The sequence below is a fragment of the Bacillus cereus group sp. MYBK108-1 genome (genome assembly GCF_051917185.1).
Taxonomy (GTDB): Bacteria; Bacillota; Bacilli; order Bacillales; family Bacillaceae_G; genus Bacillus_A; species Bacillus_A cereus.
The window spans coordinates 18080-39395 of the sequence record NZ_JBQAHZ010000008.1; the positions used below are offsets into that span (position 1 = coordinate 18080).

Below are 21316 nucleotides of genomic sequence, written 5' to 3' on the forward strand. Positions count from 1 at the left end.
GTATGAAAATTATATTTCATACGAATGGGGTTTATTTAATTTACTTTCCCGCCTTTATTAATAAGGAATTCAGGATTAATTTATTGGCCGAATACTTTATTTAAAAGAGGTGCTAATCGTTACATAACCTTTTTTATTTTTTTCGGAATTTCTTTCGTTTGCAAATTAACATCTTCTTTTCGCAGCTCCTTAAAGAGCGAAATGACCATAAGAACGACTACGATAGAAAATGGTAGTGCTGCGATGATAGCTGCGATTTGTAGTGCATTTAATCCTCCAGCTTGTAATAAAATAGCGGCAATTATCGCGATTGTTAATCCCCATATAAGTTTTAAACTATTTTTCGGTGATAAGCTTCCGTTACTCGTTTGCATTGAAACAACAAATGTTGCTGAATCAGCAGAAGTAACAAAAAATGTGGCTACTAAAATTAACCCGATAATCGTTAAAAATGTAGAGAATGGTAGATGTGAAATAACAGCAAATAATCCAATCTCTGTACCATTTTTTGCAATTTCATCAGCTATTCCAAGCGATTGGAACATTTCCATATGAATTGCGGTACCACCAAATACTGCAAACCAAAATGTACAGATAAGGGTTGGGACTAATACAACTCCAAAAATAAATTCTTTTATTGTGCGTCCTTTAGAAATACGAGCGATAAATGTACCGACGAATGGAGACCAAGAGATCCACCATCCCCAATAGAAAATAGTCCAGTTTTCAATCCAAGCAGAAGATTTTTCATTAAATGCTCCTAAATTTAATCCCATACTAGGTAAAGCTCCAATATAAGAACCGAGTGTAGATGTGAAATATTTCATAATAAATACAGTTGGTCCTAAAAGTAAGAAAGAGATGAGTAAAATACCTGCAAGAGAGAAATTCAAGTTACTCAAATATTTAATCCCACGATCTAAGCCAGTTTGTGCACTTGTTAAATATAAAACAGCGAAGATAGCTATAAGTACGAGCTGAGTAAGTAAAGTGTTATGAATGGAAGGGAATAAATAGCTTAATCCTCCAGCAATTTGTTGAGCACCAATCCCAACAGATGGTACAATGCCAAATACTGTGGCTAAAACAGCTAGAATATCAACTGTTTTTCCAATACGAGAATTTTTCGATCGATTAAATAATGGAGTAACTGTAGCCCCAATTGTGCTACCTTTTTGTTTGCGGAATGTGAAATATGCAATTGTTAAAGCGACCATTGCGTATAGTGACCACGGAAAGAGTCCCCAGTGGAAAAATGAATATTGCATAGCGAGTTTGGCGCTTTCTTCTGTACCTGCTTTTCCTGTTAACGGATCTGTAAAATGTGAAATCGGTTCAGCGATTCCATAAAAGAGGAGTCCAATTCCCATTCCTGCCCCAAACAACATGGATAGCCAAGATGGATAATTATATTTTGGCTTTTCTCCATCTTTACCAAGACGAATAGAACCGTACTTGGAAAATGCTAAATAAGCAGCCAAAATAATCATTGTAGTCATAAGTAGAGAGTAAAACCATCCAAATTTATTGAGGATAAATGAGTTTAAAGAAGATGTAACACTTTGTAAATCGTAGCCTTGTATCCAACTTGCTGGGGTAATTCCCCATATAATGAATAATGTTGTTAGCAAGAAGGAGATATAAAATACACTGTTTTCTTTTTTTATCATAGAATCCCACCCTTATTTAATAAAGTTAACAATTATAATAATCATAACAATTAAGTTTTTAATTGTCAAAAAATTCCCTTTTTATAATGTGAAAGGATGCAATTTGTTTTAGGGAGGTAAAGAGCAATGCGTTCACGATATGTACAAATTATAGGAAGAAATAATATGAAATATTGCATTTTATATTGTTACATCCAGATTTTATGTTAAATTCTTGAATGGAATATTAAAATAGGGGGTCAGGATATGAACAAGAAATCAAAGATCAATAAAGTGATGCTTAGCATTAGTACAATGGCTTTATCGTTAGGCGCACTTCAAACTCATGCAGCAGCGGAAGAAAAAGTACCGTATAACGTGTTAAAAACGAAACCGGTTGGAATTGAAAAGTCGGTAGATGAAGTTGGACATATTTCAAAAGGTGATGAAACTTTATCATTTCAAGAACGTTTAAAAGTAGGAGATTTTTCACAGCGACCAGCATCTATTACGAAGAAAACTGCAGTAAAGCAGGTTAAAGAAAGCTATTCAATGGCTGATTTAAACAAAATGAATGACCAAGAATTAGTTGAAACGTTAGGCAGTATTAAATGGCACCAAATTACAGACTTATTCCAGTTTAATGAAGATGCAAAGGCTTTTTATAAAGATAAAGGAAAAATGCAAGTCATTATAGATGAATTAGCTCATAGAGGTAGTACATTTACGAAAGATGATTCAAAAGGAATTCAAACGTTTACTGAAGTGCTGCGTTCAGCTTTTTATCTTGCATTTTATAATAGTGAATTAAGCGACTTAAATGAAAGAAGCTTCCAGGATAAATGTTTACCTGCTTTAAAAGCAATCGCAAAAAATCCAAACTTTAAGCTTGGTACAGTTGAACAAGATACAGTCGTATCTGCATACGGTAAATTAATTAGTAATGCTTCAAGCGATGTTGAAACGGTTCAATACGCATCGAATATTTTAAAGCAATACAATGATAATTATACTACTTATGTAAATGATCGAATGAAGGGACAAGCAATATACGATATTATGCAAGGTATTGACTATGATATACAGTCGTACTTAACTGAGGCTCGTAAAGAAGCGAATGAAACGATGTGGTATGGAAAAGTAGATGGGTTTATTAATGAAATAAATCGTATTGCTCTTCTAAATGAAGTAACGCCAGAAAATAAATGGCTCGTTAATAATGGCATTTATTTTGCTAGCCGTTTAGGGAAGTTTCATAGCAATCCAAATAAAGGATTAGAGGTTGTTACACAAGCGATGCATATGTACCCACGCTTAAGTGAACCGTATTTTGTTGCGGTAGAACAAATTACAACAAATTATAATGGTAAAGATTATAGCGGGAATACAGTAGATTTAGAGAAAATACGTAAAGAAGGAAAAGAGCAATACTTACCAAAAACGTATACATTCGACGATGGATCAATTGTGTTCAAAACAGGAGATAAAGTATCAGAAGAAAAAATTAAGAGACTATATTGGGCTGCGAAGGAAGTAAAGGCACAGTATCACCGTGTAATTGGAAATGACAAAGCGTTAGAGCCAGGAAATGCGGATGATGTATTAACGATCGTAATTTATAATAGTCCAGATGAATATCAGTTAAATAGACAATTGTATGGATATGAAACAAACAACGGTGGAATTTATATTGAGGAGACAGGTACATTCTTTACATATGAGCGTACACCAGAGCAAAGTATTTATAGTTTAGAAGAGTTATTCCGTCATGAATTTACTCATTATCTGCAAGGGAGATATGAAGTTCCTGGTTTATTTGGAAGAGGAGATATGTATCAAAATGAAAGGCTAACTTGGTTCCAAGAAGGAAATGCAGAGTTTTTCGCAGGATCTACTCGTACGAATAACGTTGTACCAAGAAAGAGTATAATTAGCGGATTATCATCTGATCCTGCAAGCCGTTATACAGCAGAGCGTACACTATTTGCTAAATACGGTTCTTGGGATTTCTATAATTACTCGTTCGCATTGCAGTCTTACTTATATACGCATCAGTTTGAAACATTTGATAAAATTCAAGATTTGATTCGTGCGAATGACGTGAAAAATTATGATGCATATCGTGAAAATCTAAGTAAAGATGCTAAGTTAAATAAAGAGTATCAAGAGTATATGCAGCAGTTAATTGATAATCAAGATAAATATAATGTACCGGAAGTAGCAGATGATTATTTAGCTGAACATGCACCGAAATCGTTAACTGAAGTGAAAAAAGAAATTAGTGATACGTTGCCTATGAAAGATACAAAAATGACAAAACATAATTCTCAATTCTTTAATACATTTACATTAGAAGGTACGTATACAGGTAGTGTCACAAAAGGTGAATCAGAAGATTGGAAAGAAATGAGTAAAAGAGTAAATGAATCTTTAGAACAATTGGCGCAAAAAGAATGGAGTGGCTACAAAACTGTTACAGCATACTTCGTCAATTATCGTGTAAATAGCTCAAATGAATTTGAATATGATGTAGTCTTCCATGGAATCGCAAAAGATGATGGAGAAAATAAAGCTCCAACGGTTAATATAAATGGCCCTTATAGTGGTCTTGTAAAAGAGGGAATTCAATTTAAAAGTGATGGCTCAAACGATGAAGATAGAAAAATTGTTTCTTATTTATGGGAATTTGGAGATGGAAGCACAAGTGTAGAAGTGAATCCAGTACATGTATATGAAAGAGAAGGTTCTTATAAAGTATCGTTAAGAGTAAAAGATGATAAAGGCAAAGAGAGCAGAAGCGAAACAACTGTTACGATTAAAGATGGAAGTTTAACAGAATCAGAACCAAATAATCGTCCAGAGGAAGCAAATCGTATCGGGCTAAATAGTACGATAAAAGGTCATCTTATTGGCGAGGACCACACTGATGTTTATACATTTAATGTAGCATCAGCGAAAGATATCGACATTTCTGTTTTAAATGAGTATGGAATTGGGATGACATGGGTACTTCACCATGAATCAGATATGCAAAATTATGTGGCTTACGGTCAAGCTAATGGGAATCATATAGAAGCAAAATTTAATGCAAAACCAGGTAAGTATTACTTGTATGTATATAAATATGATAATGGCGATGGAACATACGAATTGTCAGTAAAATAAGTGCTTTTCCAATGTATGTTTAACTTTACTTTTTGTGGAAAATAGTATATTATATAGATATATAATATATCGGTTATTTTCTAGGAGGAGCCTGTCACAATAGGTTTCTCCTGTTCTTTTTTAGAGGCCTGTCTTACAGGCTTTTATTTAAAAGATAAATGACTGAAAATTAAGAACAATAATCTTTGAAAGAGGTGGGGCATACACATAACAAAAAAGGGATTGTTTAAGAAAGGGGGATAAGAAATGGTCTTGTTTGGTTATCCACTTGAAACAATTTATTTATATGGATTTATTATTGCTACTATACTCACTGTTATTTATATCTTCTTTGGAGATATATTTGAATCGATATTTAGTTTTGGGGGCGGATCTGTATCCGTTGTTACTTTATTACTTAGTTTCTTCGCCATGTTATGTGGGCTTAGTTATATAGGAGAGTACTTATTTTCCTTTAATAGTATTACTATTTTCGGGGCTGCATTTGCTATATCTTTTATCGGTGTTTTCATCATGAAAATACTAATTTTAAAACCGATTGCAGAAGCAGAACAAAATACCGTACAACGTATGGATGAATTTATCGGTTGCAAAGGAGAAGTCATTACGACAATTCCTACAGAAGGATTTGGTGAAGTATTAATTTTATCCCAATTTGGAAGTAATGCAATCCCAGCTAAAACTGTTGGAAAAAAAGATATTTCGCAAGGAACAGAGGTTATTATCGAGGGAGTCCAAGATGGTGTTTTACTTGTACAAAACATCGCTTATTCTTTAAAAAAACCAAAATTATAAGGGGGAATTTACATGACGATTCCATTAATTATCGGTGGAGTTTTACTGGCAATTTTAATTCTACTCATTTTAGTATTCATTACGAAGTATCGTACGGTTGGTCCAGATGAAGCGTTAATTGTTACAGGGAACTGGCTTGGTGGAGGAAAGAATGTTGTTACCACTGATGATGGAAAGAAGATTAAGATTATCCGCGGGGGCGGTACTTTCGTAGTTCCAATTATGCAAAGAGCAGAGCCTTTAAGCCTATTAAACTACAAATTAGAAGTTGGTACACGTGATACGTATACGAAGCAAGGTGTTCCAGTTACAGTAAATGGTGTTTCTATTATTAAAGTAGGTTCTACAATTGAAGAAGTATCTACTGCAGCTGAGCAATATTTAGGAAAAGAAACAGAAGAGTTAAAAGTAGAAGCAAAAGAGGTTTTAGAAGGTCACTTACGTGCAATCTTATCTTCTATGACAGTAGAGGATGCGTATAGTAATAGAGAGCAATTTGCTCAAAAGGTACATGAAGTAGCTTCTACAGATTTAAAGAAGATGGGACTTCGCATTGTTTCTTTCACAATTAAAGAAATAATGGATAAAAACGGATACTTAGATGCGCTTGGTCAGCCGCAAATTGCGACAGTTAAGCGTGATGCAACAATTGCAAATGCAGAGCGTGAAAAAGAAGCACGTATTGAAAAAGCACGTGCTGAAAAAGAGGCAAAAGAAGCAGAATATCAACGTGATGCACAAATCGCTGAAGCTGAAAAACATAAAGAATTAAAAGTACAGTCCTATAAGAGAGAACAAGAGCAAGCACGTGCAGATGCGGATCTTTCTTACGAATTACAACAAGCGAAAGCACAACAAGGTGTTACAGAAGAGCAAATGCGCGTTAAAATCATTGAGCGTGAAAAGCAAATCGAGTTAGAAGAAAAAGAGATTGCGCGTCGTGAAAAGCAATACGATGCAGAAGTTAAGAAAAAAGCAGATGCAGATCGTTATGCTGTTGAGCAATCAGCAGAAGCAGAAAAAGTAAAACAAATTAAAAAGGCAGATGCGGATCAATATAAGATTGAAGCTGAAGCGAGAGCTCGTGCGGAAGAAGTACGTGTGGAAGGTTTAGCGAAGGCGGAAATCGAAAAAGCGCAAGGTCAAGCGAAAGCGGAAGTACAAAAAGCGCAAGGAACAGCAGAGGCAGATGTTATTAGATTAAAAGGTTTAGCAGAAGCAGAAGCGAAACAAAAAATCGCAGAAGCATTTGAATTATATGGTCAAGCGGCAATTATGGATATGGTTCTTAAAATGCTTCCAAGTTATGCGAAGGAACTTGCAAGTCCGCTTAGTAATATTGATAAAATCACAGTTGTCGATACAGGCGGCGGTGGTAAAAATAGCGGGGCCGGAAAAGTTGCGGGTTATGCGACTGATTTAATGGCAACGATGCAAGAAACGTTAAAAGCTTCTTCTGGCATTGACTTAAAAGAGCTATTAGAAGGATTTGCAGGAAAAGGAGCGGTACAACAATTATCAAGCGATAAACCTGTTGTATCTGTAGTAGAAGATGAGAAAAAAGAAGTAGATAAAGAATAGTAAGGTGGAAAGAACCTCTAGTAAGTGAAATACTAGAGGTTCTCCTATGAATTATAATATTTCGAATAATATACATTTTTATACATTGTTTTAATTATTTAATTTATATAGAATGAAAAAGATATGTATCAATTCTTTAGATGTATAAAAAGATAGAGAGTCTCATTGATACATTTAAATCGTATTATTTTTATAGAAAGATTAAATGTTAATTAATTACATTTAAAACGGTATGGAGGGGTAGAAGTATGTTTCAAGGGAAATTAAGGAGTAGTAGTTTAAAAACAAAGTTACTTGTATCATTTATTATTATTTTAATTCTTCCAAGTATTGTAATTGGTTGGACGTCTTATCAACAGGCGAAGACGAATTTTAATGAAACAATTTTAAACTCGGCGAAAGATAATATAAAAATTTTGGATAATGTAATTAATAAGGAATTGGATAGTAAAAAAATAGATGCAACTTATTTTACGAAATTATTTACACAATCAAGTTACCAAGCAGATCAAATTCAAAACATACAAAATAAACTAGAAGAATACAATAAACTGCATCCAGAAATGGAAGCAATCTATACAGGATCTAGTAATGGACAGTTCATTCAATCACCAGCTATTCAGATGCCAGATGGATATAATCCTACAGAAAGAGATTGGTATAAAGAGGCAGTGAAGAAAAGCGGAGAAGTAATTGTAACTGCTCCATATAAGTCAAAAACGACAGGAAATATTGTTATTACACTAGCAAAACAAAACGAGGATAAAAGTGGAGTTCTTGGGATTGACTTAATCATTAATGATATTGTTACTACTTCTAAGATGGTTAATATCGGTAAGGAAGGATATGTAGCGATATTTGATCAAGATAAAAATGTAGTAGCGCACCCGAAAATGAAGCCAGGAGAGAAATTAGAAGAGAAACTTAGTAAAGAATTGTATAAACAGGAAGCTGGGGATTTTCATTATTCATTAGATGGTGAAGATCGCAATATCACTTTTAAAACGAATAAGAAAACTGGATGGAAAATAGCAGGAATTATGCCTTCCAAAGAAATTATCGAAGCGGCTGAACCTATTTTCTATAAAACAATAACTGTTCTTGGAATTTCACTAATAATCGGTGGGATTGTAATTTACTTCATAATTGCGTCTATTATTAAACCGTTAAAACAACTTGTCATATCATCGAAGAAGATTAGTGAAGGTGATTTAACAGAATCAATTACAGTTCATTCTAAAGATGAAATTGGACAGCTAGGAGAAAGTTTTAACGAGATGGCTGCATCGTTACAAAGTGTCATTTCCAATATAAACACTTCAGCAAGTCATGTAGCGGCATCTTCAGAAGAATTAACAGCTAGTATGAAGCAGACAAGCGAAGCAACGGAACAAATTACACAGGCGATAGAGCAAGTATCAAGTGGTGCAGAAATACAAACGAAAGAAGTTGAAGAAGGAGCAACATTGTTAGAAGAAGTTACAGAAGGAATTCAGCGTGTTGCAGATAGTTCTTCATTAGTATCTACAGCCTCTATGTATACGAAGAAAAAAGCTGAAAATGGTGGGAAGTTAGTTGAACAAACTGTGAATCAAATGCAATTAATTCATGAGTCTGTTTCACAGTCAGACAAAATCATTGGTTTGTTAGACGATAAGTCGAAACAAATTGGAGCAATCCTTGAAGTGATTCAACATATTGCAGAACAGACAAATTTATTAGCGTTAAATGCGGCAATTGAGGCTGCGAGAGCTGGAGAGCAAGGAAGAGGATTTGCAATTGTAGCAGATGAAGTGCGAAAGCTAGCAGAACAATCAGGACAGTCTTCTACGGAAATTGGGAAACTAGTGAAAGAGATTCAATTTGATATAAAAGAAACAGTAAGCTCTATGAATCAAGTTGGAGCAGAAGTACAATCAGGACTTGTAGTTGCAAATGAAACGAAGCAAAGCTTTGCCGAAATATTGAAGTCTACAAATGATACAGTTGTACAAATTGATAGCATGGTAGATGTAGCAAAACAAATGACGGTAGATGCAAAACAAGTAAGTGCATCTATTAATGAAATTGCAGCTACAATTGAAGAAAATGCAGCAAGCGTTCAAAATATTGCTGGTTCTTCAGAAGAACAATTAGCTTCAGTAGATGAAATAAATGCAGCAGCAATCCATTTATCACAAATGGCAGAAGAATTACAAGAGATGATTAGTAAGTTTAAAGTGTAATAACAAATATTAAGAAACGAGGTAATAATTTTACTTCGTTTCTTTTTTTATGAGAAGAAAAAGAAAGAAATATAGAGTAACCGTGTTATGATTAAGTATAATTAAAGAGACTGTATATTCTTTAAATTCTATCTTTAATCATGTTAGGGGAATGGTTTTGAAATTAAAAAAATTAAAACTCCAACCGAGAATTACATTAACTATTAGTACACTTATTTTAGTGGTACTTCTGCTAACGAGTTATTTATTTTATTACATATTATCTGAAACGGTAGAAGAGCAAATTGGGAAACGGGCTTTGCATGTTGCGAAAACAGTTGCCGCGATACCAGAAATTCAGGAAGCTTTTCAAAAAGAAAATCCAGCTTCTATTATTCAGCCAATCGCAGAAAAAATTCGAATGGATACAGAGGCTGACTTCATTGTAGTTGGAAACAAAGAGGGGATTCGTTATGCGCATCCTGAGCGAGATAAAATAGGAGAAAAAATGGTTGGCGGAGATAATAAAGGCGTTTTATTAGAAGGAAAATCATATGTTTCGAAAGCAACTGGATCATTAGGCCCTTCATTACGCGGAAAAGTTCCAATCCGTAATCAGGAAAATGAAATCATTGGTGTGGTGTCTGTTGGATTTTCAATGGCTGATATTCATGGAGCGGTAGAAGTGTATGGAAAGCGTGTATTTTGGATTACAATAATAGGGCTATTAATTGGAGTAATCGGCTCTATATATTTAGCGGCAAGTATAAAAAGAATGATGTTCGGGATGGAACCAGAAGAAATTTCATCTTTATATGAAGAGCATAGTACAGTGATTCAATCTGTACGTGAAGGGATTATTGTAATCGATAAAAATGGCATGATTAGTTTAGTCAATCAAGCAGCTTATGATATTCTTTCGCTAGATAAACAACAAAATATTATTGGGGAATTTATTTTAAATGTAATTCCTAATTCAACGATACTAGATGTACTTCAAACTGGTGAAGAACAGTTTGATCGCCAATTAAATATAAAAGGACAGGCTGTTATTGCGAACCGTCTACCTATTAAAGTAAAGAATAAAGTAACTGGCGTTGTATCGAGCTTACGTTTGAAATCTGAAATGGATCAGTTAACAGCAGAATTATCTCAGACGAAGCAATATACAGAGGCATTACGAGCGCAAGCGCACGAATATAATAATTTATTGTATACGCTTTCAGGTCTTATTCAATTAGAATCATACGAAGATGCTTTAGAGCTTATTCATAAGGAAACAGCGGTATATCAAGATTTTGTTCAATTTATTATGAAGCGGATTCAAAATCCATGGCTAGGTGGAATTTTAATTGGATTTTATAATAGAGCACGAGAGTTGAAGATTGATTTTATGCTAGATAGAGAAAGTGGTTTAGAAAAATTAAGTCCACATATTGAGAGTAATTATGTCGTTTCTATTTTAGGAAATTTAATTACGAATGCATTTGAAGCAATTGAAAAAAATGAAGAGAATGATAAGAAAGTAAGGATGTTTGTAACTGATATTGGAGAAGAAATATTAATTGAAGTGGAAGATTCAGGGCAAGGGATTCATGATGAAATAATTACTAGCATATTCTATAAAGGCTTTTCGACGAAAGAAGGAGGAGAGCGAGGATATGGATTAGCAAAAGTGAAAGAGTTAGTAGAAGATTTAAATGGAAGTATTGCAATTGAAAAAGGGGATTTAGGTGGTGCGTTATTTATTATTGCACTACCGAAAGAGAGAGGCGAATAGTAATGGGTGAGGAGATTGAAGTATTAATTGTAGAAGATGATATTCGGATTGCTGACATTCATCGTCGTTTTACTGAGAAAATTGAGGGATTTAAAGTAATTGGAACGGCAACGACTGGAGAACAAGCGAAAGAATGGCTAGAGCTTGTGAAGCCACAGCTTGTTTTATTAGATGTGTACTTACCTGATATGCAAGGAACGGAACTTGTCACATATATTAGGCATCATTTGCACGATACAGATATTATTATGATTACAGCGGCATCGGAAACAGATGTAGTGAGGCACGCCCTGCGGGGCGGAGTAACAGATTATATCGTAAAGCCACTAATGTTTGACCGATTTAAAGCAAGTCTGGAAGGCTATCAAAAAAAGATTATACAGTTAAAGAAAAATAATCAATTATCTACGGAGCAAATTGAATATTTATGGTCTCAAAGAGGGGTGAAGGGAGATCAAATAGAATATGCCCCGAAAGGGATAGATCCTTTAACTTTAGCGAAAATAAAAAAGCATATGTTAACAGTTAATGAAGAAGGGATTACAGCAGAGGTGCTAAGTTCAATGGTAGGCGTAAGCCGATCAACTGCAAGGCGTTATTTAGAGTATTTGATATCTGGGAAGAAAGTCCACGCAGAGCTAATATATGGAAGTGTTGGGAGACCCGAGAGACGTTATTTTCTTGTTTCTTCATAATAAAAAACAGTAGAGGATTTTATTCCTTCTACTGTTTTTTTGCATCTTATATTGGAATAATCCCAATTACAATTCCAGTAATTAACATAACCATTGTCGTTCCAACGGCCCACAATAAAGTGAAGCGTTGATGTTCACCGAAATCAACTTTTGCCATTCCGACCAATAAATAAGTGGAAGCGACAAGAGGACTTAATAAGTGAACGGGTTGCCCAAGTAAGGAAGCACGTCCCATTTCAGCTGCACTAATTCCGTAAGTAGCAGCAGCTTTCGTCAAAATAGGTAATACCCCGAAGTAAAATGCATCATTAGACATGAAAAATGTGAATGGCATACTGAGAAGTGCTGTAATAATTGGCAATTGTGGTCCAAGTGCATCTGGTATAAGAGTTACTACACTGTTAGCCATTGCATCTACCATTTTTGTTCCAGATAAAATACCAGTGAAAATACCGGCAGCAAATACGAGAGAAACAACTGCTAATACATTCCCAGCATGAGAAGCAATACGTTCTTTCTGTTGCTCTAAGTTTGGATAGTTAATCATAACAGCGATAGCAAAAGCGACTGTAAATAAAACAGGTAATGGCATAACTTCTAGTATGAGACAGACAAGTAATGTGGCGGTTAATAAAAAGTTAATCCATAGAAGTTTAGGGCGTTTATGCACTGCTGCTTCGACAGTTGCAGCTTGCTCATCCATTGTTTGCATTTGTTTTAAATACTGTACATCCATAATTCCTAAACGTTTTCTTTCTTTTTTCCCAAGATAGTAGGCAACGAAAACAACCCAAATTGCACCAGCAATCATTCCTGGAATAAGAGGTGTAAATAATTCGGAAGCCTCAAGTCCAAGTGCGCTCATAACACGAGCTGTGGGTCCACCCCAAGGTGTAAGATTTGTTACCCCTGCCCCTAACATAACAACTCCAGCTAATATGAGGGGGTTCATTCCAAGGCGCTTATATAGTGGATACATTGCGGAAACTGTAATCATGTATGTTGTTGTACCATCACCATCTAGAGAAACGATAATAGTTAATATAGCCGTTCCGACAACGATTTTTAAAGGATCTCCTTTTACAAATTTTAAAATCTTACTAATGACAGGATCGAATAAACCGCTATCAATCATAATCCCAAAATATAAAATAGCGAACATAAGCATAATACCAGTAGGTGCTAATTTTTGGATCCCCTCTAACATCATAGGCCCCATATTGGCATAGAATCCGCCAATTAATGCAAAAACACTCGGAATTAATATTAATGCTACTAGCGCTGACATACGTTTCGTCATAATTAAAAACATAAAGACAAATACCATCGCAAATCCAAGTAGTGCTAACATGTAATTTCCCCCTCAAAAGAATGATTGCGCTTTCAAAATAGAATAAAAATTCAGAAAAAGATTTTTTATTTATAATAAAAGCATCTATTCAAATGGTAAATAATTTGAAAAATAACATCATTAGAAGCATAATTTTTATTTTGTTCATTTTGTTCACGGTAGTTAATTTGAATTTTTAAAAAGTAAGCTGCTTCTCGTAAGAATGGTAGAATAAGATGAAAATAGTGAAGTGTGAAATAGGGAGTAGATGTTATATGAAAACGAGAATTGAAGAGATTTATAGCTCTTATGAAGGAAAAGTAGAGGAGATTTTTATTAATGAATCTTCTTACGTATATGAATGGGAAAAATTACTGATGATCCGAAAAAATGACGGTGAGCTTAAAAAAATTGCAGTCGGGATTAGTGGAAATATAAGATTGGTAAATGTAGAAGTTGGACAGGAAATTAGTGCGGATACATTATTAGTTAAATTAGAAGATGATTTGTTAATTACAGGTTGCGAGTGATGAGAGATGTGTAGAAATAACTACACATCTTTTTTTGTTTCCTATATTACAAAAAGCACATTGTTTTTTCACAAATCTCACACAACCTTTTGGTATTCTTTTCGTGGAGTATACGGTTTCTAGGGAGGAATATTGATGAAAGTAAAATATGTCGTACTTGCTATATGTTTATGTTTCGTATTTACGGTAGTCGGGTGTGGGAAAAAGGAAACAGCAGCTGTTGCCATTGATGAGAAACATGATAAATGTGATATTTGCCAAATTGGGGTAACAGATAATCAATTTGCAACAGAAATTATTTTAGAAAATGGAAAAGCGTTAAAGTTTGATGATATCGGTTGTATGTATAAATGGATGGAGATCAACTCAGATGAAAAGACGAAAGAGAAATTTGTCCGAGATTATGATTCGAAAGATTGGATTTCGTTAGAAGACGCTACTTACGTATATGATAAAACAATAACGACACCGATGGCTTATAATGTCATTTCATTTAAAAATAAAAAAGATGCAGAGAGCTTTGTATCTAACTATAAGGGGAAAGTTCTTTCGTATAAAGAGCTAGCAGAGCATAAATGGGAAATGAATAAAGAGATGATGGGGAAACCGAAAGCAGGAAATCATGGTGGACATCATTAATAGAAAAAGACAACTATGTAGTTGTCTTTTTCTATTATTAATCAGGTGCAAATATAGAAAAGGTGTAAAATTTTTAGCAGAACGGTTACAATGGAATATAGTAACCTAAAGCAATCATTTATGTACTTTTTAGAAATGTATACAAATGCGGTAAAAACGTGCTAAACTAATTGCTTCATAATGTTAATGATGGGGCCATCAGGCGTATCATTTCAATAGGTTGAGAAACATAGTATAAGCTTAAGATAATCCGATTAAAGAAGGAATCTAAAGGGCTTATGGATAAATGTACTCAAGAAGAGTTATTGTATGTGATGGAGGAATGGTTAAGAAAACATTATCTTTCATAGGAGCTGTAGTTGTGAGAAAACAAAAAATTTTATTATGTATTTTATTAGGACTTTTAATGACGGTAGTGGCTTGCGATAAGCAAGAAGAACCAGAATCGAAACCGGTTCATGTGAAAAATGAGAAGAAAAAAGAGAAGCATAAAGAACAGGAAGAATCTAAAGAAGAGAAAAGTATAAATTTAATGGACAAACAGTTGTTACTTTCAGCTACTCTTGGAGACACAGAGACAGCTATGAAGTTGATTCAGGATGGAGCGAATATAAACGTAGAAGGTGACAACGGAGAAACGCCTGTCCTTGCAGCGACGTACCAAAATCATGTAGAGACAGTTAAAGCATTAATTGGTGCAGGTGCTAATATTGAAATTAAAGATGAGAAAAAAAGTAATCCACTTCTTTATGCAAGTAGAGAAGGATATACGGATATTGTAAAAGTATTAATTAATGCAGGAGTTAATACGAAAGAAACGACTAGGTCAGGTGGGACAGCACTTATTTCTGCATCTGAGCGTGGCCATGTAGAGGTTGTTAAAGAATTATTAGAGCATACAGATATTGATGTGAATTATAAAAATGAACGTGGTGGAACAGCGTTATTAGAAGCAATTGTATTAGGAAATGGTAGTGAAAACCATAAGAAAGTAATTCAATTACTTATTGATCACGGTGCAGATGTAAACATGGCTAACAAGGAACATCTGACGCCACTGCAATACGCTGAAAAAAGAGGTTTTAAAGATATTGTAAATATGTTGAGGGTAGCTGGAGCGAATGAAGTAGTACAGCCACAACAACCAGTAGAGTAAAAAACGAAAAATAATCCCATTTAGATAGACAGAATGAAGAAATCAGTTAGTATGATGGATTCAGTAATGTGTATTTGAATGGGATTTTTATTTTGAACATGAAAAATAGATTATGAATGGATGGTAAATGGAGTAAATAAGGAGGCAACCTTATTTGGCAATTGTAAAAAATGAAAAAGTAGTTTCTGTTTGTTGCAGTGCCAGAAGTACGCCCGTAGCTGCTGAGGCAAGTGTGGAAACTTTAGCGGATTTTCAAGGGAACGGATATGGTACTGATGTTGTTACAGCCTGGGCCATATCAATACAAGAGAAAAGGCGCATTCCACTTTATAGTACTGCTTGGGATAACTTTAGTTTGCAAGCAGTGGCAAGCAAACTAAAAATCATTAACTATGGAATGAATTTACATATTGATTGGATTTTAAGTATTGTTTCGTTCTATTTATTTATATTTTAATATCTAGATTAATGTAAATAATGATATGGTGAATATTAACATTCGATTAACACCTAATTAACAATCTATCAAAACTGACTTAATAAATGCGTAATATAGTAAAGGTAACAAAATAACTAGGGTAGAGAACATTTGAGAACACCCACTTACATATAATGTGCCACTGTCTTAGGTGTGCTCTATTCCCTAGAGTTCAAATAAGGAGAAAGGCGTTCTATGTAAGTAGGTGTTTTTAGTTTGGATAAAAATAGAACAGTTAGGTGGAATGAATGTTTAAAGAACCTTATATTGCGATGATAAAGGATTGGGAAGGATACAAAGCATACAAAAAATTGCCGAAAACAGTTTTTCTTATGACTGGTTCAATGCTGGAATTACCAGAGCGTGTATATGAATTGCAGAAACATGGACATGATGTATTTCTTCATTGTGATTTTATACAAGGCTTAAATACGAATACAGAGGAAGCGCTTTTGTATATTCAAGATGTTATCGGGGCACAAGGTATTATTTCAACAAAGGGTTCAACAATTCGAAATGCTAATAAAATTGGATTGAAAACAATTCAACGTATTTTTATTGTAGATACTTTATCTCTTACTAAATCAATTGAAAATTGTAAAACGACTAAACCAAATGCAGTAGAGATTATGCCGGGGATTATGCCTTCTATTATTAAGCAGCTAGTAGAGGAAATAGAGTTTCCTATTATTGCAGGAGGGCTGATTCAAACGCGAGAAGATGCGGAAATTGCAATTCGTGCAGGAGCAAGTGCGATTTCAACAAGTCATTATGAAGTATGGATACAAGAAGAAAAAAGGAGTGCAACCTTGTGATTGAATTGAAAAATGTTTCAAAGGTATATAAAAATGCAGAAGAGACAGCGGTTAAAGGCGTATCGGTTCATATTAAGAAGGGTGAATTTTTTGTTTTAGTTGGACCTTCGGGATGCGGGAAAAGCACATTATTACGAATGATCGCTGGCTTAGAAGAGATTTCTTCAGGAGATTTAATTATTAATGAACGTGTTGCAAATGATCTAGAGCCGAAAGACCGTAATCTATCAATGGTATTTCAAAATTATGCATTATATCCACACTTATCTGTAGAAGAAAATATTTTATTTGGACTTAAGGTAAGAAAAGTACAAAAAGAAGAGCGACAAAAGCGATTAATGGAAGCTATTGAAATGGTAGGACTGAAAGAGTATGTGAAAATGAAACCAGGCCAATTATCAGGCGGACAAAGACAGCGTGTTGCACTTGCCAGGGCAATTGTGAGTCAAGCGCCAATCTGTTTAATGGATGAACCACTTTCGAATTTGGATGCGAAATTACGTGCGCAAATGAGAATTGAAATTAGAGAAATTCAGCAGCGATTAGGAATTACGATGATTTACGTTACCCACGATCAAATAGAAGCGATGACTATGGGTGATCGTATCATGGTTTTAAATAAAGGAAGTATACAGCAAGTTGGAACACCACTTAACATATATAACGAACCAGCAAACAAATTTGTTGCAAGCTTTATAGGTTCTCCTTCTATGAATATAAATGATGGGGAAGTAAATAAAGAAAAAGGTGTATTACATATAGGACAATTGCAAATTCCATTATCTATTAGACAGTTAAAGCAATTACCAGAAGGAACAATTCGCATAGGCATGCGCCCTGAGCATATTGCACTGTCTGAGGAGGGACAAGAAGTGACGTTGCAATCTGTAGAAGTATTAGGGAATGAATCTATATTGAACTTTGCGGTAAATGGAACAACTTGGAGTGCGAAAGTTATCGGACAGTTACTCCTGAACAAAGGTGACAAAGTAAAATTATTATTCTCGCAAGAAAAGTTATGCTTCTTTAACGAAAACACGAATGAACGCTTAAAAGTGGTAGGTGAAGAAGAGTTGAAAGTGGTGGCGAAATAATGATCGAAGTAAGTAAGTTACCAGTTCAAACAAAGGTGTCAAAAAAGAAAAAATTATGGGAGAGAACGAAAGATTTAAGAATAGGATTATTGTTTTTGGCGCCATCTATTTTGCTATTTTCGATTTTTCTGTTCTATCCATTGTTTAGGACGATTTATTATAGTTTTTATTTAACCGATATACATGGAGAAGCTAATCTTTTCGTTGGCTTAGAAAATTATCAATATTTATTCTCTGATCCAGCCTTCTACAAAAGTATAAAATCAACTTTATTATTTGTTTTATATACAGTTCCTACGAGTATTATATTTGCTTTGTTTCTTGCATTGATTGCAAATGGAAAGGTAAGAGGTATTGGGTTATTCCGAGTTCTGTTTTCTTCGACGATGGGAATATCAGTAGCTGCTAGTGCAGTGATTTGGCTATTTTTATTTCATCCAAGTGTAGGATTATTTAATAATATATTAGCCTCTATGAACCTTCCTGCAATCGCATGGTTAACGAGTCCGGACTGGGCACTATTCTCTGTATCAGTTACAACAGTTTGGGTGAATACAGGTTTTGCATTTTTAGTTATATTAGGTGGTTTACAAAATATTGATACGTCTTTATATGAGAGTGCATCTATAGATGGTGCTAGTTATTTATATAAGCTTCGCCGTGTTACATTACCGATGCTATCACCAACTTTATTCTTTATTGTAACAGTAACATTAATTAGTGCGTTCCAAAGCTTTGGACAAATTGATATTTTAACGCACGGTGGACCAAATGATGCAACGAATTTAATTGTGTACTCGATTTACAAAGAGGCGTTTGTGAATCATCAATTTGGAACAGCAAGTGCACAAGCGATGGTATTATTTGTTTTCATTTTCGTTGCTACATTACTTCAATTTAAGTTTGCTGAGAGAAAGGTGCATTATAAATGATTGTTAAACAGTGGAAACAAAATTTCCTATTATACATGCTACTCATTATTAGTGCAGTGATGGTATTTTTTCCTGTACTGTATGCATTTTTAATAAGCTTTATGACACCAGACGATATTCAAATGAGAAGGTTATTTCCGACCCAGTTTACTTTTGATAATTTCATTAATATTTTTCAAAAAGTACCGCTTTTTACATACTTATATAACAGTTTAATTGTATCGACAGTCGTTATGATTGGACAACTTATCGTATCAAGTTTAGCAGCTTATGCTTTTGTTTTTCTTCAGTTTAAAGGGAGAAACTTAATTTTCTTCCTGTTTATTTCAACGATGCTTATTCCGTGGGAAGCAACGATGGTGCCTAACTTTTTAACGATTCAAAACTTTGGCTGGATCAATAGTTTCGCCGGGATGACAGTGCCGTTTTTTGCAACAGCTTTCGGTATTTTCTTGTTACGTCAACATTTTATGACACTCCCGAATGAACTGAAAGAAGCTGCTTTTATTGAAGGGATTGGAAATATAAGATTTTTATTCAGCGTTGTAATACCGTATTGTAAAACGAGTTTTATTACGCTTGGAGTATATAGCTTTTTAACAACATGGAATATGTATTTATGGCCACTTTTAGTGACCACTGATGAAAAAGTAAGAACAGTGCAAATCGGTGTAAAGCAGCTTCAGTCTCAAGAAGTTGCAACTGATTGGGGAAGCGTAATGGCCGGTGTTACGGTTATCGTTATTCCAACATTGATTTTACTATTTTTAGGGCAAAAGCAATTACAACAAGGATTAACAAAAGGTGCAATTAAATAACTAAGAGAAGGTGAGATTTAAATGAGTCTAGTTAAAAAAGGTGCTGCTCTATTAATGATAGCAACAATGGCATTATCTAGTGCAGCTTGTTCAAATAGTAAAACAGAGGGAAAACCTGAAGTACAGGCAAAAGTAGCACCAGTTGAAAAAAATGGTGATAAAACTGTAATTCGCTTCTGGCATGCGATGGGTGGAAAAACACAAGGAGTATTAGATGGTCTTGTTGCAGACTATAATAAGTCGCAAAATAAATATGAGATAAAGGCAGAGTTCCAAGGGACATATGAAGAGTCTTTAACGAAATTTAGAACGATGTCTGCAACGAAAGAAGCGCCAGCTCTTGTTCAATCGAGTGAAATTACAACGAAATATATGATTGATAGCAAAAAAATCACACCAATTGATAGCTGGATAAAAAAAGATAAGTACGATACGTCAAAATTAGAAAAAGCAATTACAAATTATTATTCAGTTGATGGAAAAATGTATTCTATGCCATTTAATTCATCTACACCAGTATTAATTTATAATAAAGCTGCTTTTGCAAAGGCGGGCTTAGATCCAGAGAAAGCTCCAAAAACATATGCGGAATTACAAGAAGCAGCGAAAAAGTTAACGATTAAAGAAGGCGGAAATGTAAAACAATATGGATTCTCCATGCTTAACTACGGTTGGTTCTTTGAAGAATTGTTAGCGACACAAGGTGCTTTATATGTAGATAACGAAAACGGCCGTAAAGATGCTGCAAAGAAGGCGGTATTTAACGGTAAAGAAGGACAGAAAGTATTTGGAATGTTAGATGATTTAAATAAAGCTGGTGCACTTGGAAAGTATGGAGCAAGTTGGGATGATATTCGTGCCGCGTTCCAATCTGGACAAGTTGCTATGTATTTAGATTCTTCAGCAGGTGTTCGTGATTTAATCGATGCATCTAAGTTTAATGTAGGTGTTTCATATATTCCGTATCCAGAGGATTCGAAACAAAATGGTGTTGTTATTGGTGGAGCATCATTATGGATGACGAATATGGTTTCAGAAGAAACGCAACAAGGTGCTTGGGACTTTATGAAATATTTAACGAAGCCAGACGTACAAGCAAAATGGCATACTGCAACAGGTTATTTCTCAATTAATCCAGATGCATATAATGAGCCATTAGTAAAAGAGCAATATGAAAAATATCCACAGTTGAAAGTAACAGTAGATCAATTGCAAGCGACGAAGCAATCTCCAGCAACACAAGGGGCTTTAATTAGTGTATTCCCAGAATCACGAGATGCAGTTGTAAAAGCATTAGAAGCGATGTATGACGGGAAGAATAGTAAAGAAGCGTTAGATGAAGCTGCCAAAGCAACAGATAGAGCAATTAGCATTTCAGCTCGTACGAGTCAAAAATAAGAGAAAGCCGTATCCTTAAAAGGGATACGGCTTTCTTTATAGGGAGATAAGGGATCAAAGAAATGATGAAGTCTTATCTCTTTTATATGAGTAAAGGGTCTAGAGTGAATGTTGTCCTTTTCATTATTTATTTAACTCCATTGCGACTTGTTTACCATTTACGAAAACCTCTACTACCGCTACTACAACTTCCATTACTTTTTTCATCTCTCATCTCTCCTTATTTTTTGTTTCATTTCTTACTCTCAGTATAAGGA

Annotated in this window: 16 protein-coding genes and 2 pseudogenes; 16 read left to right on the forward strand and 2 right to left on the reverse strand. The window is 34.6% G+C overall.

The features are described from left to right. Positions 1-119: 119 nt before the first annotated feature. On the reverse strand, positions 120-1670 hold the full coding sequence (gene opuD, locus ACTFSL_RS13590) for a glycine betaine transporter OpuD (RefSeq protein WP_440041851.1): 1551 nt from the start codon (positions 1668-1670) through the stop codon (positions 120-122). A 246-nt stretch (positions 1671-1916) separates the two neighbouring features. Between opuD and colA the strand changes: the two genes are divergently transcribed. From colA to ACTFSL_RS13625, 7 genes and pseudogenes are all read left to right on the forward strand, one after another. After that, on the forward strand, positions 1917-4814 hold the full coding sequence (gene colA / locus ACTFSL_RS13595; protein WP_440041853.1) for a collagenase ColA: 2898 nt from the start codon (positions 1917-1919) through the stop codon (positions 4812-4814). A 246-nt stretch (positions 4815-5060) separates the two neighbouring features. Beyond that, positions 5061-5609, forward strand: coding sequence for an NfeD family protein (locus ACTFSL_RS13600; RefSeq protein WP_000242445.1), 549 nt, complete (start codon positions 5061-5063; stop codon positions 5607-5609). Between the two features lie 12 nt (positions 5610-5621). Continuing rightward, positions 5622-7190: a flotillin family protein gene (locus ACTFSL_RS13605; protein ID WP_000155008.1), complete on the forward strand. Its 1569-nt coding sequence runs from the start codon at positions 5622-5624 to the stop codon at positions 7188-7190. Positions 7191-7438: 248 nt separating this feature from the next. Continuing rightward, positions 7439-8473: pseudogene (locus ACTFSL_RS13610) on the forward strand (HAMP domain-containing protein); the annotation flags it as partial. A gap of 81 nt (positions 8474-8554) precedes the next feature. After that, positions 8555-9415 carry a methyl-accepting chemotaxis protein gene (locus ACTFSL_RS13615; protein WP_371127633.1) on the forward strand — a complete coding sequence of 287 codons (861 nt, stop codon included), beginning with the start codon at positions 8555-8557 and terminating at the stop codon, positions 9413-9415. A 151-nt stretch (positions 9416-9566) separates the two neighbouring features. Further along, positions 9567-11174 (forward strand): ATP-binding protein, encoded by a 1608-nt coding sequence (locus ACTFSL_RS13620; RefSeq protein ID WP_002025277.1) that lies wholly within the window; start codon positions 9567-9569, stop codon positions 11172-11174. Between the two features lie 2 nt (positions 11175-11176). Then, on the forward strand, positions 11177-11869 hold the full coding sequence (locus ACTFSL_RS13625) for a response regulator (protein ID WP_000503461.1): 693 nt from the start codon (positions 11177-11179) through the stop codon (positions 11867-11869). Positions 11870-11915: 46 nt separating this feature from the next. Here the strand turns inward: ACTFSL_RS13625 and ACTFSL_RS13630 are convergent, their stop codons facing one another. Next, positions 11916-13220 carry a CitMHS family transporter gene (locus ACTFSL_RS13630; RefSeq protein WP_000880474.1) on the reverse strand — a complete coding sequence of 435 codons (1305 nt, stop codon included), beginning with the start codon at positions 13218-13220 and terminating at the stop codon, positions 11916-11918. Between the two features lie 254 nt (positions 13221-13474). On the opposite strand from ACTFSL_RS13630, the gene ACTFSL_RS13635 reads away from it, so the two are divergent. The 9 genes and pseudogenes from ACTFSL_RS13635 to ACTFSL_RS13675 all read left to right on the forward strand — a co-directional run bounded on the left by ACTFSL_RS13635 (position 13475) and on the right by ACTFSL_RS13675 (position 21059). Continuing rightward, positions 13475-13729, forward strand: coding sequence for a hypothetical protein (locus ACTFSL_RS13635; protein WP_000857376.1), 255 nt, complete (start codon positions 13475-13477; stop codon positions 13727-13729). 135 nt (positions 13730-13864) lie between these two features. Further along, positions 13865-14368: a nitrous oxide reductase accessory protein NosL gene (locus ACTFSL_RS13640; protein WP_000865665.1), complete on the forward strand. Its 504-nt coding sequence runs from the start codon at positions 13865-13867 to the stop codon at positions 14366-14368. Positions 14369-14654: 286 nt separating this feature from the next. Then, the gene (locus ACTFSL_RS13645) at positions 14655-15524 is read left to right on the forward strand and encodes an ankyrin repeat domain-containing protein (RefSeq protein WP_000287336.1); all 870 of its coding nucleotides are present in this window, start codon (positions 14655-14657) and stop codon (positions 15522-15524) included. Between the two features lie 142 nt (positions 15525-15666). Next, positions 15667-15981: pseudogene (locus ACTFSL_RS13650) on the forward strand (GNAT family N-acetyltransferase); the annotation flags it as partial. Positions 15982-16250: 269 nt separating this feature from the next. Continuing rightward, entirely contained in the window at positions 16251-16817 is a 567-nt protein-coding gene (locus ACTFSL_RS13655) for a glycerol-3-phosphate responsive antiterminator (protein WP_440041854.1), read from the forward strand. Next, positions 16814-17911, forward strand: coding sequence for an ABC transporter ATP-binding protein (locus ACTFSL_RS13660; protein ID WP_061456750.1), 1098 nt, complete (start codon positions 16814-16816; stop codon positions 17909-17911). The genes ACTFSL_RS13655 and ACTFSL_RS13660 overlap by 4 nt, the downstream gene beginning before the upstream one ends. Further along, a complete protein-coding gene (locus ACTFSL_RS13665) occupies positions 17911-18843 on the forward strand; it encodes a carbohydrate ABC transporter permease (RefSeq protein WP_000573797.1) in 933 nt (310 codons plus the stop codon). Before ACTFSL_RS13660 ends, ACTFSL_RS13665 begins: the two co-directional genes overlap by 1 nt. Beyond that, on the forward strand, positions 18840-19661 hold the full coding sequence (locus ACTFSL_RS13670; protein ID WP_000635946.1) for a carbohydrate ABC transporter permease: 822 nt from the start codon (positions 18840-18842) through the stop codon (positions 19659-19661). Before ACTFSL_RS13665 ends, ACTFSL_RS13670 begins: the two co-directional genes overlap by 4 nt. A gap of 21 nt (positions 19662-19682) precedes the next feature. Next, the gene (locus ACTFSL_RS13675) at positions 19683-21059 is read left to right on the forward strand and encodes an ABC transporter substrate-binding protein (RefSeq protein WP_440041855.1); all 1377 of its coding nucleotides are present in this window, start codon (positions 19683-19685) and stop codon (positions 21057-21059) included. Positions 21060-21316: the final 257 nt, after the last annotated feature.

What these genes read in the sequence shown, in the direction of transcription:
- ACTFSL_RS13645 (WP_000287336.1), top strand. Translation starts at nt 14,655, where the DNA reads ATGTACTCAAGAAGAGTTATTGTATGTGATGGAGGAATGGTTAAGAAA.
- ACTFSL_RS13600 (WP_000242445.1), top strand. Translation starts at nt 5,061, where the DNA reads ATGGTCTTGTTTGGTTATCCACTTGAAACAATTTATTTATATGGATTT.
- ACTFSL_RS13665 (WP_000573797.1), top strand. Translation starts at nt 17,911, where the DNA reads ATGATCGAAGTAAGTAAGTTACCAGTTCAAACAAAGGTGTCAAAAAAG.
- ACTFSL_RS13655 (WP_440041854.1), top strand. Translation starts at nt 16,251, where the DNA reads ATGTTTAAAGAACCTTATATTGCGATGATAAAGGATTGGGAAGGATAC.
- ACTFSL_RS13670 (WP_000635946.1), top strand. Translation starts at nt 18,840, where the DNA reads ATGATTGTTAAACAGTGGAAACAAAATTTCCTATTATACATGCTACTC.
- ACTFSL_RS13630 (WP_000880474.1), bottom strand. Translation starts at nt 13,220, where the DNA reads ATGTTAGCACTACTTGGATTTGCGATGGTATTTGTCTTTATGTTTTTA.
- ACTFSL_RS13635 (WP_000857376.1), top strand. Translation starts at nt 13,475, where the DNA reads ATGAAAACGAGAATTGAAGAGATTTATAGCTCTTATGAAGGAAAAGTA.
- ACTFSL_RS13620 (WP_002025277.1), top strand. Translation starts at nt 9,567, where the DNA reads ATGGTTTTGAAATTAAAAAAATTAAAACTCCAACCGAGAATTACATTA.
- ACTFSL_RS13640 (WP_000865665.1), top strand. Translation starts at nt 13,865, where the DNA reads ATGAAAGTAAAATATGTCGTACTTGCTATATGTTTATGTTTCGTATTT.
- ACTFSL_RS13675 (WP_440041855.1), top strand. Translation starts at nt 19,683, where the DNA reads ATGAGTCTAGTTAAAAAAGGTGCTGCTCTATTAATGATAGCAACAATG.
- ACTFSL_RS13605 (WP_000155008.1), top strand. Translation starts at nt 5,622, where the DNA reads ATGACGATTCCATTAATTATCGGTGGAGTTTTACTGGCAATTTTAATT.
- ACTFSL_RS13615 (WP_371127633.1), top strand. Translation starts at nt 8,555, where the DNA reads ATGAAGCAGACAAGCGAAGCAACGGAACAAATTACACAGGCGATAGAG.
- colA (WP_440041853.1), top strand. Translation starts at nt 1,917, where the DNA reads ATGAACAAGAAATCAAAGATCAATAAAGTGATGCTTAGCATTAGTACA.
- ACTFSL_RS13625 (WP_000503461.1), top strand. Translation starts at nt 11,177, where the DNA reads ATGGGTGAGGAGATTGAAGTATTAATTGTAGAAGATGATATTCGGATT.
- opuD (WP_440041851.1), bottom strand. Translation starts at nt 1,670, where the DNA reads ATGATAAAAAAAGAAAACAGTGTATTTTATATCTCCTTCTTGCTAACA.